We start from the raw sequence: 18,459 nt of genomic DNA on the forward strand, positions 1-18,459 counted from the left end.
AAAGGTAGCAATCTTTTCCGCTCCCGCAATATTTATTTTAAAATAAATCATGCCCTCCATCTCGCTCTGCCATCTTTTCAATCAAACCCTTCCTCCGAAGCGGGATGCAAAAGTAAGGATTTTTAATGCATATCCAAAGGTTTTCTGCCGATAACTGCAGGACTTGAGATAACAACATGGTTTTCAGACAGAAAAAGTTTTCCGCAGGGCAAAACTTTTTACAGGAACAGCTGTTTCTACCACCCGCCCCAACAAACCTATCAGTTTTTTAAACCCTGATAGGTTTAAATATGAAGCGCCCATTGCCTGAAACTTCCGAAGTTTTCCCTGCGCCCGGCCGTTTAAAACTTAGGAAACCCCTGCCAGCTAAACCCGACAGCAGCGGCAGCTCCCGATTCTTCATCGGGACTACAGCGTATGGCGGGAACATACCTATATAGTAGCACAGAACCTGCTTTGCTAAAAAACAAAAGCACTGTTAATATATAGTGTAAAAATAAATTCAGCGTGGCCTGAATAGACTTCCGAAGTTATCCAACGCCTATGCTTATTGAAACTTCGGAAGTCATCTACTGAAATCATACTATATATATAGTATAGGAATAAAAAAACTTTCAGATACATTGGGTATACCATATATATGTTAAAAATTGTTAACTGTTATATTGTACTGAATTGCTTTGCATAGCTTAGTGGCCAATTGTTTTTATTGATGTTATCGTATTATTAATTATCTTTGCAGAATGTTTAAAGTTAAACACTTAATTATTTTAGTATTTGTTGCCGCTCTGGGTATTGCGGGTTGTAAAAGTCGTTTCGAGAAATTGAGAGCGAGTAATGACGTTGCAAAAAAATATCAAGAGGCGCTTCGTTTGTATAATAAACGCGATTACAGTAAAGCATTGGTGCTTTTTGAGGATCTTTCTCAAAAATATCGTGGCCGTGCAGAGGCTGAGGATCTGAACTATTATTATGCTTATACTTTATATAGATTAAGTGATTACACAACTGCCAGATACCAGTTTAAAAGTTTCGCAGATACCTACCCAGCAAGTAAAAATGCCGAAGAAGCGAGATACATGGGTGCTTATTGTTTCTATTTAGAATCTCCAAATTTCTCTTTAGATCAGGAAAATACCTATAAAGCTATAGATGCACTACAATTATTCATCAACTTATACCCTACCAGCGATCGTGCTGCAGCCGCTGGCAAATATATTGCCACATTAAGGGGCAAGTTAGAAGATAAAGCTTTCGAAAACGCCAAGATGTACTTAACTACCGGGCCAAGCAACGTAGACAACTACAGGGCAGCGGTTATTGCTTTAAAAAATGCGCAAAGAGATTACCCAGATATAAAATATGCTGAGGAAATGGATTTCTTGATGATTAAAGCGCAATATTTATACGCAAAAAACAGTTATATCATCCGCCAGGAAGACCGTTATAATGAAGCACTTGCTTTATATACTGAGTTTACTGAAAACCATCCTGACAGTAAATACACTAAAGATGCAAAGCTACTTAAGGAAGATGTTGAAGCGGGGATTGCGGCTACAAAACAAGAATTGGCATTATATGCCGCTGATCAGGAAAAATACAAGCAGATGTTGATCAGAACTGGTAAATTAAAGGATACCGTTTCTACAAAACCAACTAATGCTGATAACACGAATATTAAAAACAAGTAATACATGAATACTAACAAACCTGCTGTACCAAATACTACAGTAACCAGAAACGTACACGATTTAGATAAAACTACAGATAACTTATACGAATCTTTAGTGGTAATTGCTAAAAGAGCAAATCAGATTTCGAACAACGTTAAAGAGGAGTTACACGGTAAATTGGCAGAATTTGCTTCAAGCAACGATAATTTAGAAGAAATTTTCGAAAATCGCGAGCAGATTGAAATCAGCAAACATTACGAGCGCATGCCGAAACCTGTTTTGGTTGCTATTGATGAGTTTTTGAACGAAAAAATTTATCACAGAAATCCTGCTAAAGAACAAAAGTAACTGGCAGAGGGCAAAGAGCATGGCGCAGTTTTATAAGCATATTAATGCTCTATGCCCCGTGCTCAACACGCTATGCTGAAACATAAAAATATAATCCTTGGCGTTTGCGGTAGCATTGCGGCATATAAGTCGGCTTTTTTAGTTCGGCTGCTTATAAAAGCTGGTGCAAACGTAAAGGTTATTCTTACCCCTGATGGTGCTAATTTCATTACACCACTTACCCTTGCTACGCTTTCTAAAAACCCTGTTTATACCCAATACTTCGAAGAAGAAACTGGCGTATGGAGCAACCATGTTGAGTTAGGCTTATGGGCCGATCTCATGATCATTGCCCCAATAACTGCCAACACACTGGCCAAACTGGCAACAGGCATCTGCGATAATTTATTAACGGCTGTTTATCTATCGGCCAAATGCCCGGTTTATGTTGCCCCGGCAATGGATCTGGACATGTGGAAGCATGAAACGACACAGGCTAATATCGAAAAGGTTATCAGTTTTGGCAATACAGTTATCGCACCTGCCAATGGCGAACTTGCCAGTGGACTTTGGGGCGAAGGCCGAATGGCAGAGCCTGAAGAAATTGTTTCCTTTCTAAATGATGCCATTAAAAGATCAATGCCTTTATTTGGCAAAAAGGTAATGGTTACTGCTGGTCCTACTTACGAGGCGATTGATCCGGTGCGTTTTATTGGCAATCACTCATCAGGCAAAATGGGTTTTGCCCTTGCTGATGAACTGGCCAGCCTGGGAGCTGATGTTACATTAGTTGCCGGACCAACTGCACAAAAATCTACTCAAATTTTAAAAAGAATCGATGTAGTAAGTGCCCAGGAAATGTTCGATGCCTGTTCATCGATATTCCCTGATATCGATATTACTGTAATGTGTGCCGCTGTGGCAGATTATCGCCCTAAACTGGTTGCCACAGAAAAAATCAAAAAGCAGGATAGCGGCCTGGCTCTGGAACTGGAAAAAACCACTGATATACTCGCTTCTTTAGGTACAACGAAAAAAGCGCACCAAATTTTGGTTGGTTTTGCTTTAGAAACCAATGATGAAGAGAATTATGCCAAAGGTAAACTAGAAAAGAAAAACCTAGATCTGGTGGTTTTAAATTCTTTAAATGATAAGGGTGCAGGTTTTAAATCAGATACCAATAAAATTACTATTTTTAACAAAGCTTTAGAACGGACTGTATTTGAAATGAAATCGAAAACAGAGGTTGCTAAAGATATTTGTGCGGCCATTTTAAAAATTGCAAAATGATAAAAAAGATTGTTTGGATATTGTTATTGGTTGGTTTCGGGAAACTGCATGCACAGGAGTTAAACGCGAGGATAACTTTGCTGGCTCCTCAGGTTTCGAACATCAGTAAGCCAACTTTAGATGCTCTGCAAAAAACAATCCGCGATTTTTTAAATAATAACAAGTTCAGCAACGAAAGTTATAAGCCGCAGGAACGGATTGAGTGTAGTTTTGTCATCACCATCAATTCCTGGGATGGTGGTTCCGGATACACTGCAGAAGCACAGATCCAAAGCAGCCGCCCGGTTTTTAACAGCTCTTACAATAGCACTTTGTTAAATATGAGCGATAAGAATTTCGATTTTAATTTCAATGATGGCGCTACAATCGATTTTTCTGATCAGAATTACATTTCCAATATCAGTGCCCTCCTCACCTACTACGCTTATACCATCATCGGAATGGATAAAGATAGTTTTAGCAAAATGGGCGGAACTCCATTTTACAAAAAAGCACAGAACATCATTAATCTGGCGCAAGCTTCGGGCAATACCGGCTGGCGTGCAGCTGATGGTTTACGCAATCGTTTTTGGTTTAATGAAAACGTTTTGAATCCTATTTTTAGCGAACTGCGCAATTTCATCTATAGCTACCATTTAAGCGGCCTCGATCAGCTAACCGATAATGATAAGGGTTTAACACAGATTGTTGCCGCCCTGCCTGCCCTTCAGCAAATGGATAAGCAGAAACTGGGTTCCATTTTCCCGAATGTTTATTTCGCATCAAAAGCCGAAGAAGTAACCAATGTACTTTCTAAACTAAACGGCCAGGAACGCATGAAAGCTTACAATATGTTGGCAGAAATCGATCCGGCGAATATTGGCAAGTACGAAGGACTGAAGAAAAATTAGTTCATTTGTCGATGGTTCATTGGTCAATAGTTTGATCGTTCGTCGTTCATTACTTAGGAATTGATTATTTTCTCGGCTAAACTACTTCGGACTCCGGACCGCCGACCTCGAACTATCCCATTAAGTAGTTTCTCCATTTGTCGTAATTAATTTTAAAAAAGCAGTCTCAGCGTTTCAATTAAAGCCAGTCCTGCTTTCGTTCATACGCCTGCAGGCCTTATCCACAGGCCGGTATCCACATCAATCAGGTTTAATAACCTAAGTCAGTTTCATATTTGGGGGTTTCCTTTCTAAAGCCAAGTAGGCATGCAACATTTGGCTTTCTCATGCGTCATATATCACAGTTAATTGGTTAACCAGTTTCCATAATTAACCAATAAAGTTAAAAATTTGTTAAAATATTTTGATCTTACGAATATCTTCGTACATTTGAATACGAAATAATTCGTACAACTTGTAACATATGACTAATCATAACATCAAACCAACAGAAGGTGAAATGGAAATCCTCCAGGTGCTTTGGCAAAAGGGGAATGCAACGGTAAGAGAAGTTCATGAGGCATTGAATAAAAAAGACTCTGGGTATACCACAACTTTAAAACTGATGCAGATTCTGCACGAGAAAGGAATGGTAGAAAGAGATACCAATCAAAAAACGCATATCTATAAAGCGCTTGTTAGTCAGGATAAAACCGAAAAACAATTGGTAAACAAAATGATCGATAACGTATTTAACGGATCGGCAGCGAGATTGGTAATGCAGGCTTTGGGTAACCACAGTGCAAGTGCAGATGAAATTGACGAAATAAAAAAGTATTTAGATAGCCTAAAGTAAGGTTAGCGTTGAAGGTTGAAAGGTGTAGGGTTTGGATCCCTAATTAGACATTAACATTTTCGGATTGTCCCCGGTATAAAGAATTAAAACCACCGTTATGGAAACTTTATTACAACAGTTCATCAAAGCATTTGGCTGGAGTATTTTAAACTCACTTTGGCAAAGCGCCATTATTTATGGCATCCTATTTATTGTAATGCTCAGCATTCCGAAGCTGGCGGCAAAACATAAGCACAACCTTGCTTTTGGCGCCATCATTTTAATGTTTATTGGCTTTGGCTATAATTTCATTCATCAGTTAACATTGAATGTAAATAATCAGGCTCCCACAATCAATGCGCAAAATATACAGGTTTACCAATACTTTAACAACCTACCGCCAAGTTTTAGCAGCAAGGCAGAGCAGTATTTCCCTGTTGTAGTCGTATTTTACATTATTGGTATTTTGCTTCAGTTATTCGTAATCATTAAAGGCTATGGTCAGCTTTCAAAACTAAAGAAAGAGAGTTTGAGTGCCATTCCAGATAGCTGGAAAGCCATTTTTGAGCAGGTAACGGCCCATCTTAAAATCAATAAAGTTATCCAGTTCCATCTGTCTTCTATTGTTAATGTGCCTTTGGTTATCGGTTATTTAAAACCCGTAGTATTATTTCCATTGGCCCTGGTAAACCAATTAGACAACGACCAGGTAGAAGCAATATTAATCCATGAGTTATCACACATCAGAAGAAACGATTTCTTATTGAACCTGATTAAAACAGCCATAGAAACCTTATTATTCTATAATCCGTTTGTGTGGATGGCGGGTAGATTTATACACATTGAGCGCGAGCATGCCTGTGATGATCTGGTATTAAAAATTACCGGAAAACCATTGAATTATGCCCATGCCCTACTCAAACTCGAATTATTAAAAGATAAAAACAGTCCGGCTTATGCACTGGCAGCAACCGGCAAGACCCAGAATTTGTATCAACGCATAAAAAGAATAACCAACATGAAAACAAATTATTTAAACGCCAAACAACAAATGGCAGCCCTAACTTTAGGAATAGCCTGCTTGTTTTCTATTGCCTGGATCAATCCAACAGAAAAGAAAAAAGAAAATAAAAAAACGCCTAAAATTGAGGTTTTAAGTGTGATCAACCACCATGATGTTAAAACGATTGTTTGCACTGATACCACTAAAAAACGTAAAATTAAAATTGTAACCATTGATGCGGATGGTAAAAAAACCGAATATAATTCAGTAAAAGAAATGCCTGATAGCCTGAGAAAAGATTTTTACAGGGATGAGCTTTTTGCAGGGAAAAATATCTACAGACTGCATACCGACAGTAATTTCAAATTTAAGTTCAGCGATTCGCTATTGCTTGCAAAAATAAATAAAGAGTATAATTCACCGGAAGCACAAGCTAAATGGAAAAAATTTGGAGAGGATATAGCCAAACAATATAGCTCGCCAGAAGCCCAGGCTAAGTGGAAAAAATTTGGAGAAGATATTGCCAAACAATACAACACACCAGAAGCACAAGCCAAATGGAAAAAATTTGGAGAGGAAATGCAAAAGAAAATGAATTCTCCTGAAGCCCAGGCAAAATGGAAAAAAATGGCTGAAGATATGAACAAAGAATTCGGTTCACCAGAAGCACAGGCCAAATGGAAAAAAATGGGCGAAGATATGGCTGCCAAAATGAATACGCCAGAATTTAGAGCACAAATAGAGAATATCAGGGTACATGCTTTAAAATCAGGAGAAATCGCTAGATTATCTGGCTTAAGCATATTACATGCTGATTCTCTATTTAAAGCCAAAGGTTATCAACGCTCTCCGGATGGTCTAATTTTTAAATACAATGATAACTCGAACAGCAAGGTTAGACAAACTGAAGAGTACAAGAAATTGAAAGAAAAATTCGACAACGAAGTGAAAGAGCTGAAAGAGAAAATAGAGAAGAAAGAGAAAAAGGAAAAGGTAGAAGGTGGTAACAAAAGTTCACAGGTAACTCCGGCAGTTATGTTATACAATAATCAAGATTTTACCAGTGCTGTTAAAGCCCTGAACACACTAAATGCTGTAGTAACGTATAAAAAATCTGATTTTACCAGTGCCGATCAAACAGCTATAAAAAGTTATGTTCAGGCAGCCAACTTAAAAATTGCTGAAGATAATGCAATTGGTATTTCGATAAAATAACAACACAAAAACCAAACAGATCATGAACAGCGAAGATTATTCTTCGCTGTTTTTGTTTTGTATTCACCCGTTGAATAAATTTTAATATTTTTGCTTAGCTATGCTACAAAAACTTTCTATACGTAATTACGCATTAATTGACAGTCTCGATATCGAATTTGATAAGGGCTTAAATATTATAACAGGTGAAACTGGCGCTGGTAAATCCATCATTTTAGGTGCATTGTCGCTAATTTTAGGCCAGCGCGCAGAAAGCAAATACTTTTTTAACCAGGATAAAAAATGTGTTATTGAAGGAAGTTTTGCACTGGCAGATGAAAACCTGAAAGAACTTTTTGAAGAAAACGATTTAGATTTCTCGAACGAAAGTATACTGCGTAGAGAAATATCTATAGACGGTAAAACCAGATCGTTTATTAACGATACACCGGTTAATTTATCAATCCTGAAACAAATTGGTGAAAAGTTGATCGACATCCACTCCCAGCATGCCACCCAAGAGATTAACGATGCCGATTTTCAACTGTTAATTGTCGATTCTTTAGCTAACCACCAATCGCTATTGTTTAATTACCGCAGCGGGTTTAAAAAACTAAGACAAGACACCAACTTGTTGAAGAAATTGGTTAGTGAGGCAGACGAAGCGAGAAACAAGCAAGATTATGAGCAATTTCTATTTAACGAACTCGAGCAGGCGAAATTACAGGAAGGTGAACAAGAAGATTTAGAGCAAGAGTTAGAACGTTTAACACATGCTGAAACCATAAAAAGGGCTTTACTTACCGCTTCCGGTTTAATTAACGAAAGTGAACCTTCTGCTCTCCAGATATTAAAAGAAGCTTCGTTACAACTTCAAAGTATAGAAAAGTTCGATCCTGCAATTAATGTGCTTTACGAACGTTTACGCTCGTCGATTATTGAAATAAAAGACATTACCGATGAAGTTTCTACAATAGAGGGAAATACCATACACAGTGTCGATCGGTTAGAAATTGTAAACCAAAGATTGGATCTGTTTTATACCCTGCAACAAAAACATAGGCTTGCCAATAATACAGAATTGCTGGCATTTCAAAATCAGTTGGAAGAAAACCTGAACAAGCTGTTATCTTCTGATGAGCATATCGAAAAACTGCAGAAAGAAATCGATCAGCTTAAAATAGAACTGCATAAACAGGCCGACCAATTGAGTGCCAACCGCAAGAAAGCAATTAAAGTGGTTGAGGAACAAACCGGTATTACCTTGAAAAAAGTAGGAATGCTAAATGCCAAATTGGTTTTAGACCAAAAAGTGTTGAACGAATTGAATAAAGATGGTTTAGATGAAATCAATCTGCTCTTTACAGCCAATGCAGGCCAAGCCCCTGCCCCGGTAAATAAAGTAGCATCTGGTGGTGAGCTATCGCGACTGATGCTGGCCATAAAAGCTTTATTGGCGAAACACACTTCGTTACCGACCATTATTTTCGACGAGATTGATACCGGAATTTCTGGTGAAACGGCATTAAAAGTTGGAGAAGTAATTGCCGATTTAGGACAGAACATGCAGGTAATTTCGATAACGCACCTACCCCAAATCGCGGCTAAAGGCATATCGCATTACTTTGTTCATAAAAATGAAGATCGCGGAAAAACCACAACAGGCATCCGTAAACTTAAACAAGAAGAACGTATTGGTGTAATCGCTGAAATGTTAAGTGGGAAAAACCCAGGTGCATCAGCAATTGAAAATGCACGGGAGCTGCTCGCTTAGTTTATCAATTGCTCGTCACCCTGACCTGTAGCGCAGCGGAAAGCTAGGCAGTAAACCGAGCCTTAGCGAGCTCAACGAAGGTAATTTATTTCAGGGTCTTGTCATTTGCAAATGTAATGTTAGATGTTATCATAGCGCTATTAAATAAATAGTTATTCGAACAAGTTGATCTCCCATAAAAAATTGAGTTCTGTGTCAGCTAGCAATAGCTGACACCACGATATAATTAACCCGCAATTCCTCAATTGATGTGTTGTCAGATGTTACCATCTAACTGATTGTAAATGGATTATTGTAAATTTGCATCATCCAATCTGACAGCTAAAAGGAACGCACCAATAATTTTACGTCAGGCATTAAACAAAACTAAATAATTAGTTTATATTTAATCAATGAAATCTTTTCTACTTCTACTTTCATTATTAACTATCGGTAAATTTTGTTCTGCACAACAAAGTTATATCCTTTCGGGTATGGTAAAAGATAAACGTGGTGAGCCTTTACCAGGAGCTGGTGTATATGTAAGCGGTTATAAAATTGCAACAGTTTCTAACAATGACGGCACCTACACACTACCGCTAAAACCTGGTAACTACGATATTTTAGTACAATTAATCGGCTATAAAGCTTTAAACAAAAATGTAGTGATTGCTGATAAAGCTGTAAAACTGGATCTTATCCTCGAAGAAAGTGTAACCCAATTGGCCGAAGTAACAATTAAACCCGATCCGAACAGAGAACAATATATTGCTATGTTTAAGGGGTATTTTATTGGCACAACCCCTAATGCAGAACAATGTAAACTCATCAATCCGAACGTACTGATTATTGATTACGATAAAGAGGAACATAAACTTACAGTCAAAACCACCCAATTTCTGATTATTGAAAACAAGGCGCTTGGATACCGCATTAAGTACCTGCTGAACAATTTTGAATACGATAGCAAAACCAGGATCATTTATTATGAAGGTTTTCCGTATTACGAAGATTTAAAAGGATCGGCACGCCGAAAGAAAATTTGGGAGCAAAAGCGGATTACTGCTTATTTAGGTTCTCCTCAACACTTTTTTAGATCCATTTATCATCACCACGCCACTGAAGAGGGGTTTATTATCAATAAACTGATAAGTATACCAAATCCGGATAAACCTTCAGACAGTATGATTAACGCCAACATTAAACGCTTAACAAAAGTACAGGATGGCTTAACACGCACATTAACTTTTACACTTGGAGATTCTTTGAACTATTGGATAAAAAAGAAAAATCTTCCAAATGGGATTTCTATTTTAAGCCGTGCTCCGGTAGCGCAGGATACATTGGTGCATATAAAGAATCAAAGTATCAAAAGCTTCAATTTTACTGATCAACTTTATGTTGTTTACACCAAAGAAAGGGAAGATCCTTCTTACGCCAACCGGATCGGCCTGTCTATTGCACGGCCATTAGACATGCCAGATTACCAAATTTCGACCATCACCTTACAAGTTGTTCCGGTGTATTTTTACGAAAACGGATCTATATACAACCCTCGTTCGATGATTTATTCTGGTTACTGGGGCTGGGAAAAAATTGCAGATAGTGTACCCATGGATTATTTGCCGCCCATTAATGTAGTGGAAAAAAAATAGAAATATCGTTAATACCTTAAGACAGTTAATTAGCAGAAGCCATTTTTTTGTTTTTTTGAAAAGCAAATACAGTGCTTTTTGGTTTCGAAAGTCCCGCCCTTCGTTACAAATCCTCGCCCTCATGCTTCGGGCTGTGGGTTTTTCACTTTGGTCGGGTTTAGCTGGCGAGGCCAGTAATACTATTGAGGGTTTTGGAACCACGCAGCACTTACCTTTGTTAAATAAACCCGACAGAGCGGGTAGCCCACAGTGAAGCGTAGCGCAACGAGGACTACAAGCGATGGCGGGACTGCGCTAGCCATGAAAAACAGACCTTTCGTTTCCAGAAAACAATATTTGTTATTCAACTGACTTATTTTGATCAAATTCTCTTCTTAAAGATCCTTCGCTCACTCAGGATGACAAATTCGTTGCATTCGAAATAACGATCACTATTAATGTTAAATTTGTTAAAAATCTTTTGCGTTTTTAATAAATATTACGCCTTTTGGTTACATTCGTCTCTATGATTAAAAGCCTTTTAGTAGCCCTTACGCTAATCTTGTTGGGTACTAATGCCATTGCTCAAAACACCTTCTCGATTAGTGGTTTGGTTAGGGATCAAAAAGATGGATTACCTGGCGCAAGTATCTATTTAAGTGGATATAAAATTGCTACAGTGGCTGATAACGACGGCCGATTTAAATTATCAAATTTAAAACCTGGCAGTTATGATCTACTCGTTCAGCTGGTTGGTTACCTCCCCTATTCTAAAAGTGTAATTATTTCCGATAAATCGGTGCAGGTAGAGCTGGTTTTGAAAGAAAATGTTGCGCAACTGGAAGAAGTTGTAATTAGGGCCGATCCAAACCGTCAGAAATATATTAACCAGTTTAAAGATTTTTTTATCGGTAAAACCCCAAATGCCTCACAGTGTAAGATATTAAATCCGCAGGTTTTAAATGTAGATTTCGACATAACCAAAAGTACCTTAACGGTTTCTACAACCGAGTTTCTGATTGTAGAAAATAAAGCTTTAGGTTATCGGCTAAAATATATGCTCGACCGTTTTGAGTATAATTCCAGAACGCACATTATTTACTATTCCGGGCATCCGTTTTTTGAGGAATTAAAAGCATCGGCAGCTAAAAAGAAGAAGTATATCGCCGCCAGAGAGGTCGCATATTATGGTTCTTCGCAACATTTTTTCCGTTCGCTTTATGCCAACAAAACAAATGAAGAAGGATTTATCATCAACAAGATGGTAAAAGTGCCTAACCCTAACCGCTATCCTGAATATTTAATTAATGCCAATTTAGAAAAAATTAAGGCCGTACCCGAGAAAACGGGCATCAGGCAGAATAAAGGTAAAATAGATACCGCACTGCTCGCCTTTTGGACCAAACAAAAAGAAATGCCGCGAACCATTGACAAATTTTCGAGAGCAGAGGTGCTTACCGATACCTTGGTGCACTATTTTAACCAGAACTTAAAATACCTTAGTTATACAGATGCATTGCTGATCCAGTACACCAAAGAAAAAGAATCTCTGGCTTATTCTAACACGGGATTTTGGATCTTCAGGCCTTTGGATGTACCCGAAAATGAAATTTCTGTTGCCAATTTAACCGGCGAAGGCGTGCGTTTCTATGAAAATGGCGGCATTTACGACTCCCGATCGCTTCTGTACGAAGGTTTCTGGGCTTATGAAAAAGTGGCCGATATGGTGCCGATGGATTATGTTCCGCTACCTAAGATTAAGTAATGTGAGATGGCTGAGGTGAAATGAGATTGATCTAAACTAAAAATGTTGAAAAGTAGCTAATCTGAGAAGTCAAAATTACTAATATTTTTAGTAATTTTAATCTATGATTGGCGAAGAAGAAAAACAATATTTTAAAGGACGAGGCGCTCAAGTTAATCCACATAATAAATTTTTAAAGGATGTTTATGTAAAGGAACATGATGAAGGAATAGACGATTGGGAGGAAAGCGATCGTAAAACCTCCTTTATTTTTGAAAATTCGAAAACCATTGTAAACAAAGTTGATAGCCCCGATGTAGGCATGGCTTATTCTTTAAATCCATACCAGGGCTGCGAACATGGCTGTACTTATTGTTATGCCCGTAACTCACATCAATATTGGGGTTATAGCGCAGGAATAGAGTTTGAGCGGAAAATAATTGTTAAAAAAGAAGCGCCTGCACTATTTAAAAAATTCTTAGAGAAAAAGGGCTGGGATGCCACCACCATTTCCCTTTCTGGTAATACCGATTGCTACCAACCTGCAGAAAGAAAATTTAAACTCACCAGGCAGTTGCTCGAAATTGCATTGGCCTATAAGCAACCCATTGGTTTGATTACCAAAAATTCGCTTATTCTTCGCGATCGGGATATTCTGCAGGAAATGGCGAAGTTAAATCTCTGCATGGTTTATGTTTCTATTAATAGCTTAAACGAAGATTTACGGCAGGTAATGGAACCCCGAACTACAACGGCCAAACAGCGGTTAAAGGTTGTAGAAGAACTGAGTAAAGATGGAATTCCTATGGGTGTTATGGTTGCCCCTCTTGTTCCTGGTTTAAGCGACCATGAAATTCCTAAAATTCTAAAAGCCGTAGCCAATGCCGGTGCGTTAAAGGCAGGCTATACCGTTGTACGACTAAATGGAGCTATTGGGCAGATATTTGAAGATTGGCTCCGCAAAAACTTTCCCGATCGTTTTGATAAAGTTTGGCACATGATTCAGAGTTGCCATGGTGGGCATGTTAACGATAGCAGATTTGGCGACCGGATGCGCGGAGATGGCAATATTTCGCAAATGATCAGGGATAATTTCAGGCTGCACTGTCGCTTAAATGGCTTAAATGTAAAGGATATAATTTTAGACCACTCTTTATTCAAGATTCCGAGTAATCAGGCAAGTCTGTTTTAAAAAGTTTTGAGGAGAAAGCCCTCAGCGCTCAGGGCCGTGGTTCTATCATCACGGCCATCTCAAAGGTTTTTTCACGTTTTGTAATCGCGACGCTTTGAACCTTAGATTTGTAATCCAGCTTGATAAAACTTAGTTTTAACGCCATGAACATTGCATTAGTAACTTATCTGGATAAAGGAGCTTATGATAGCACCACAGTTGAAAACGAAGATGATAAACTCCTAAATTTCCTGAAAAAAAAAGGACTGAACATTGAAAAAGTAATCTGGAACGATCAACAGATAAATTGGAAAGATTATTCGCTTGCCATTTTAAAATCGCCATGGGATTATTTTGACCTGATTGAGGAGTTTTACAGCTGGCTTAATCATTTGGAAGCAAAAAATATAAAATTGCTTAACCCCATTGGCGTAGTGAGGTGGAATGCAAACAAACAGTATCTGCAGGAGATTGAAGCTGCCGGATTAAAAATTACACCTAGTTTTTTCATTCAAAATAAAGAAAGTGTAAATCTTGAGCATTTCTTTGAGAAATTTAACACCAATAAGTTAATTGTAAAACCCTGCGTGAGTGGTGGTGCAAAAAATACATTTAAGGTAACTGTAGATAATGTAAACAAGGTTAATCAAAAATTAAACCTCCTTATTCAGGATGAAGATTTTATCATTCAGCCTTTTCTACCAGAGATTCTGAAAAACGGCGAATGGTCTTTCATTTTCTTTAATGGAGCATATAGCCATTCACTAATCAAACAGGCTAAACCTGGCGATTTTAGGGTACAGCCGGCGCATGGCGGATCTGTGCATCCGCAAAAACCGGGTGAAGAACTGATTGCTATAGCACAGCAATATGTAACGTTATTTGCTAAAGATTGCCTTTATGCACGAGTTGACGGCACTTTCGTTAATGGAGAATTTTTGTTGATGGAACTGGAATTGATAGAGCCTTTTTTGTTTTTGAATACCGAACCCGAAAGTTATGAGCGGTATTATAAGGCTTTAGCGGATTTGATGTAAAGTTGAAGTCGGATCATTAGCACACTCGTCATTGTCAAGCAAGTGAGAATTTAATCCACGGTACCTTAAATATTAAAAAAAACTCCCGATTTTCATCGGGAGTTTCTTATTTATTTACTTGAAGAATCTTCTTCTTTTTTCGGCTCTTCTTTTTTCTTTTCGCCTTTTTTGTGGTTGATTGAAATCAGTTCAGTAGTTTTATCGTAATCAATTTCTAAAACATCACCTTCGGCCAGTTCGCCTTTAAGGATCTCTTCAGCAATTGGATCTTCTAAATATTTCTGAATTGCTCTTTTTAACGGACGAGCACCAAAATTACTGTCAAAACCTTTATCAGCAATATATTCTTTAGCATTATCAGTTAATGCAATTTCATAACCAAGTGTATGAACGCGACCGAATAAAGCTTTTAACTCGATATCGATAATTCTGAAAATTTCATCTTTACCCAAGCTATTGAATACCACTACATCATCAACACGGTTTAAGAACTCAGGAGCAAAAGCACGTTTTAATGCACTTTCAATTACACCTCTACTGTGAGAATCGGCCTGGTTTGTTTTCGCTGCTGTAGAGAAACCAACACCCTGACCAAAATCTTTAAGTTGACGCGCACCAATATTAGAAGTCATGATGATGATTGTATTTCTAAAATCAACTTTACGGCCTAAACTATCGGTTAATTGTCCTTCATCCAAAACCTGCAATAAGATATTGAATACATCAGGGTGAGCTTTTTCAATCTCATCCAATAATATTACAGCATAAGGTTTTCTTCTAACTTTTTCAGTTAATTGTCCACCTTCTTCATAACCAACGTATCCTGGAGGCGCCCCCACTAAACGTGAAACCGCAAATTTCTCCATATACTCACTCATGTCGATCTGAATCAAAGAATCGTCACTATCGAACATGAAACGGGCCAATTCTTTCGCCAATTCTGTTTTACCTACACCTGTTGGACCTAAGAAAATAAATGAACCAATTGGTTTTTTAGGATCTTTTAATCCGGCTCTTGTACGTTGGATCGCTTTGGTTAATTTTTTGATCGCATCATCCTGACCAATAATTTTCTCGGCCACTTTATCGTACATATTCAACAGTTTTGCACTGTCTGTTTGTCCAACACGTTGTACCGGGATACCAGTCATCATCGAAACCACTTCGGCTACATTATCTTCTGATACCTCGTAACGTTTAGTTTTGGTTTCAGCTTCCCACTCTGCCTTAGCTTTATCTAATTCTTCAATTAAATTTTTCTCCGTATCGCGCAGTTTTGCAGCTTCTTCATACTTCTGGCTACGTACAACCTTGTTTTTCTCTAATTTGATATCTTCGATTTTAGCTTCGATATCAATAATATTCTGAGGAACGTGGATGTTGGTTAAGTGAACACGTGAACCTGCTTCATCTAAAGCATCAATGGCTTTATCTGGCAAGAAACGATCAGAAATATAACGCGATGTTAAAGTAACGCAAGCTAAAATAGCTTCATCAGTATAAGTTACACCGTGGTGTTCTTCGTACTTATCTTTAATACGTGTTAAAATCTCTACAGTTTCATCCGGTGTAGCTGGCTCTACCATTACTTTTTGGAAACGACGGTCTAAAGCACCATCTTTTTCAATGTACTGACGGTATTCATCTAATGTTGTGGCACCAATACATTGAATTTCGCCCCTTGCCAAAGCAGGTTTGAACATATTGGATGCGTCTAATGATCCCGATGCCCCACCAGCTCCAACAATGGTATGGATCTCATCAATAAATAAAATTACATCAGTAGATTTTTCAAGCTCGTTCATCACGGCTTTCATACGTTCCTCGAATTGGCCACGGTATTTTGTACCGGCCACCAATGATGCCAAATCTAATGTAACTACGCGTTTGCCAAAAAGCACACGCGAAACTTTACGTTGTACAATGCGTAGGGCAAGGCCTTCTGCAATTGCCGATTTACCAACACCTGGCTCTCCAATTAAAATCGGATTGTTCTTTTTTCTGCGGGATAAAATCTGCGATACACGCTCAATTTCTTTCTCGCGGCCTACAATAGGGTCTAAACGACCTTCTTCAGCAGCTTTTGTTAAATCACGACCAAAGTTATCCAAAACAGGGGTTTTAGATTTTATATCTGAAACCTTTTTAGGTGTACTAAAGCTTTCCTCTTCGCGATAATCGTCATCGCCTCCTGTAGAAGCACTGTTTGAGATATCATCTCTGAAACCATTTTTATTCACTTCAACCTCCTGTTTAAAAACATCGTAAGTAACACCATACTGCAATAAGATTTGTGAGGCGATGTTATCATCATCTCTCAAAACCGATAACAGCAAATGTTCGGTACCAATTAAATCGCTTTTAAATATTTTAGCTTCTAAGTAAGTGATTTTTAAAACTTTTTCTGCCTGTTTTGTTAATGGAATATTGCCTAAGTTTACTGTAACACTCGAAGTACCGCGAACGGCATCTTCAATTGAGCGGCGCAATTTACCGGTATCAACCCCTAACGATCGTAAAATTTTTATAGCCATGCCATCGCCTTCGCGGATGAGGCCCAATAATAAATGCTCGGTTCCGATGTAATCGTGCCCTAAGCGGAGCGCTTCCTCCCTACTAAAAGAGATTACATCTTTAACCTGTGGTGAAAATTTTGCTTCCATAATACCTTTCTTAACAGCTACGTCCCTAAACTATAAAATAACTTTATAAAAACGAGCGTACTGTTTTCTTTATTTTATCAACAATTGCGCCATATGGGTGGATAAAGAGGCTTTTGAATGCCTGAGAACCCAAAATTCAATGTAAGATTATCGTTTCGATAAATATTATTTTATTTATATCTATCTACGTAATAAGTATTCTAAAGGTTTTAAAGGGACATTTGCCAAAAACATCCGGTTGCAGATATTTTATTGTCGGTTTATTGTAAGGATTTTTTCGCAATTAAAAACTGACAATTTGTATCTTTTTACTTAGGCAATTTACAAGTTTTGACAGAAAAACAAAAAGAACGTGACATCATTTAACAATTTCATTAGATAAAAATCAACAAACTAATCCGATCAACCATACCTATTATAACCCTATTACGAAGTTAACTGTAATTAGGTTGTTTTTGTTTTCTAACATCGTAATTTATTGTAATCCATTTATCATAAATATTAAGCCTTGACTAGAGGCAACAACGCCCCCAGTTAAGCCATTCTGTAAAAACAATTTAACCATAGATAAAAAGGATGCGCACAGATATGAAAATCCGCGTTATCTGTGTGCATATGTGGGTTAAAACCCTTAACTTAACGACATGGACAATGCTTCAAAACTGTTTTAACAATTTCAGCCATAAAGCGCTTCGGCAAATTGCTGTTTATTATTTGAAGAAAACTTCTGTAAAAACTGTAACGGAACATCGGCAACACCAAGTTTATCGCATTTTGAAACTACATCATTTAAATCGAAATGACCAGATAACGATTGATAAAATTCTCCATCAGTCTGCTCAAACCCCATGCTCCAATCTGTAAAACAACGCTGCTCATATTTGCCAATTTGCAGTAAAACAACCGATTCATGACGTTCGTCATTTACGATTTTGTTAAAAAGTCTGCGGATGATACGTTCATCTCCTTCAAGCAATTGCATAAACCTCCCTTTACTCTTTGTAATCTGTAGCCTTCTTACATATAATAATACCCCGGTAATGTTATTCCGATTATTAAAATCTCTGCACTGATTAAGCAAGGCTTTAAGTTCATCATTGTTCAACAAACCGCTCTCTACGCTTGTATAAATTAAATAAAAAATGGGTTTTAAAATTTCAATCTCTAATTCCATAAGGTAATTAACGCTAATTTTTCTGTTTTTCCCTAAAACGCGCCTATTATCTGATTATTTTCACAACAATCCCCTGTAAAACACGATTTTAA

At 37.8% G+C, this 18,459-nt stretch carries 13 protein-coding genes; 11 read left to right on the forward strand and 2 right to left on the reverse strand.

Annotated features, from left to right (window positions below; all coding sequences use genetic code 11):
• The first annotated feature begins 743 nt into the window (after positions 1–743).
• The 11 genes from LQ201_RS24755 (at position 744) to LQ201_RS24805 (ending at position 14,530) form a co-directional block, all read left to right on the forward strand.
• Positions 744–1,691 (forward strand): outer membrane protein assembly factor BamD, encoded by a 948-nt coding sequence (locus tag LQ201_RS24755; RefSeq protein ID WP_230146532.1) that lies wholly within the window; start codon positions 744–746, stop codon positions 1,689–1,691.
• Between the two features lie 3 nt (positions 1,692–1,694).
• Positions 1,695–2,021: a DNA-directed RNA polymerase subunit omega gene (locus LQ201_RS24760; protein ID WP_025145617.1), complete on the forward strand. Its 327-nt coding sequence runs from the start codon at positions 1,695–1,697 to the stop codon at positions 2,019–2,021.
• Positions 2,022–2,093: 72 nt separating this feature from the next.
• Positions 2,094–3,290, forward strand: a complete 1,197-nt coding sequence (gene coaBC, locus LQ201_RS24765; RefSeq protein WP_230146533.1) for a bifunctional phosphopantothenoylcysteine decarboxylase/phosphopantothenate--cysteine ligase CoaBC — start codon at positions 2,094–2,096, stop codon at positions 3,288–3,290.
• The gene (locus LQ201_RS24770; protein ID WP_057934614.1) at positions 3,287–4,180 is read left to right on the forward strand and encodes a DUF4835 family protein; all 894 of its coding nucleotides are present in this window, start codon (positions 3,287–3,289) and stop codon (positions 4,178–4,180) included. The genes coaBC and LQ201_RS24770 overlap by 4 nt, the downstream gene beginning before the upstream one ends.
• A gap of 463 nt (positions 4,181–4,643) precedes the next feature.
• The gene (locus LQ201_RS24775) at positions 4,644–5,015 is read left to right on the forward strand and encodes a BlaI/MecI/CopY family transcriptional regulator (RefSeq protein WP_029279745.1); all 372 of its coding nucleotides are present in this window, start codon (positions 4,644–4,646) and stop codon (positions 5,013–5,015) included.
• 97 nt (positions 5,016–5,112) lie between these two features.
• Positions 5,113–7,212: a M56 family metallopeptidase gene (locus LQ201_RS24780; protein WP_230146534.1), complete on the forward strand. Its 2,100-nt coding sequence runs from the start codon at positions 5,113–5,115 to the stop codon at positions 7,210–7,212.
• Between the two features lie 100 nt (positions 7,213–7,312).
• Complete coding sequence (gene recN / locus LQ201_RS24785; protein WP_230146535.1) at positions 7,313–8,965, forward strand: DNA repair protein RecN; 1,653 nt, start codon at positions 7,313–7,315, stop codon at positions 8,963–8,965.
• 392 nt (positions 8,966–9,357) lie between these two features.
• Complete coding sequence (locus LQ201_RS24790; RefSeq protein WP_230146536.1) at positions 9,358–10,599, forward strand: carboxypeptidase-like regulatory domain-containing protein; 1,242 nt, start codon at positions 9,358–9,360, stop codon at positions 10,597–10,599.
• Positions 10,600–11,104: 505 nt separating this feature from the next.
• A complete protein-coding gene (locus LQ201_RS24795; RefSeq protein WP_230146537.1) occupies positions 11,105–12,343 on the forward strand; it encodes a carboxypeptidase-like regulatory domain-containing protein in 1,239 nt (412 codons plus the stop codon).
• A 103-nt stretch (positions 12,344–12,446) separates the two neighbouring features.
• The gene (locus LQ201_RS24800; RefSeq protein WP_230146538.1) at positions 12,447–13,514 is read left to right on the forward strand and encodes a PA0069 family radical SAM protein; all 1,068 of its coding nucleotides are present in this window, start codon (positions 12,447–12,449) and stop codon (positions 13,512–13,514) included.
• Positions 13,515–13,657: 143 nt separating this feature from the next.
• On the forward strand, positions 13,658–14,530 hold the full coding sequence (locus LQ201_RS24805) for a RimK family alpha-L-glutamate ligase (protein WP_230146539.1): 873 nt from the start codon (positions 13,658–13,660) through the stop codon (positions 14,528–14,530).
• Positions 14,531–14,640: 110 nt separating this feature from the next.
• Here the strand turns inward: LQ201_RS24805 and LQ201_RS24810 are convergent, their stop codons facing one another.
• Both LQ201_RS24810 and LQ201_RS24815 read right to left on the reverse strand, forming a co-directional pair.
• Complete coding sequence (locus tag LQ201_RS24810; protein ID WP_057934605.1) at positions 14,641–17,193, reverse strand: ATP-dependent Clp protease ATP-binding subunit; 2,553 nt, start codon at positions 17,191–17,193, stop codon at positions 14,641–14,643.
• 676 nt (positions 17,194–17,869) lie between these two features.
• The gene (locus tag LQ201_RS24815; protein WP_230146540.1) at positions 17,870–18,367 is read right to left on the reverse strand and encodes a BLUF domain-containing protein; all 498 of its coding nucleotides are present in this window, start codon (positions 18,365–18,367) and stop codon (positions 17,870–17,872) included.
• Between the last annotated feature and the right edge of the window lie 92 nt (positions 18,368–18,459).

The organism is Pedobacter sp. Bi126 (assembly GCF_918698245.1).
Classification (GTDB): Bacteria; Bacteroidota; Bacteroidia; order Sphingobacteriales; family Sphingobacteriaceae; genus Pedobacter.

Bases quoted from the DNA above. Each gene is read 5' to 3' on its own strand.
- LQ201_RS24755 (WP_230146532.1), top strand. From the start codon at position 744: ATGTTTAAAGTTAAACACTTAATTATTTTAGTATTTGTTGCCGCTCTG.
- LQ201_RS24760 (WP_025145617.1), top strand. From the start codon at position 1,695: ATGAATACTAACAAACCTGCTGTACCAAATACTACAGTAACCAGAAAC.
- coaBC (WP_230146533.1), top strand. From the start codon at position 2,094: ATGCTGAAACATAAAAATATAATCCTTGGCGTTTGCGGTAGCATTGCG.
- LQ201_RS24770 (WP_057934614.1), top strand. From the start codon at position 3,287: ATGATAAAAAAGATTGTTTGGATATTGTTATTGGTTGGTTTCGGGAAA.
- LQ201_RS24775 (WP_029279745.1), top strand. From the start codon at position 4,644: ATGACTAATCATAACATCAAACCAACAGAAGGTGAAATGGAAATCCTC.
- LQ201_RS24780 (WP_230146534.1), top strand. From the start codon at position 5,113: ATGGAAACTTTATTACAACAGTTCATCAAAGCATTTGGCTGGAGTATT.
- recN (WP_230146535.1), top strand. From the start codon at position 7,313: ATGCTACAAAAACTTTCTATACGTAATTACGCATTAATTGACAGTCTC.
- LQ201_RS24790 (WP_230146536.1), top strand. From the start codon at position 9,358: ATGAAATCTTTTCTACTTCTACTTTCATTATTAACTATCGGTAAATTT.
- LQ201_RS24795 (WP_230146537.1), top strand. From the start codon at position 11,105: ATGATTAAAAGCCTTTTAGTAGCCCTTACGCTAATCTTGTTGGGTACT.
- LQ201_RS24800 (WP_230146538.1), top strand. From the start codon at position 12,447: ATGATTGGCGAAGAAGAAAAACAATATTTTAAAGGACGAGGCGCTCAA.
- LQ201_RS24805 (WP_230146539.1), top strand. From the start codon at position 13,658: ATGAACATTGCATTAGTAACTTATCTGGATAAAGGAGCTTATGATAGC.
- LQ201_RS24810 (WP_057934605.1), bottom strand. From the start codon at position 17,193: ATGGAAGCAAAATTTTCACCACAGGTTAAAGATGTAATCTCTTTTAGT.
- LQ201_RS24815 (WP_230146540.1), bottom strand. From the start codon at position 18,367: ATGGAATTAGAGATTGAAATTTTAAAACCCATTTTTTATTTAATTTAT.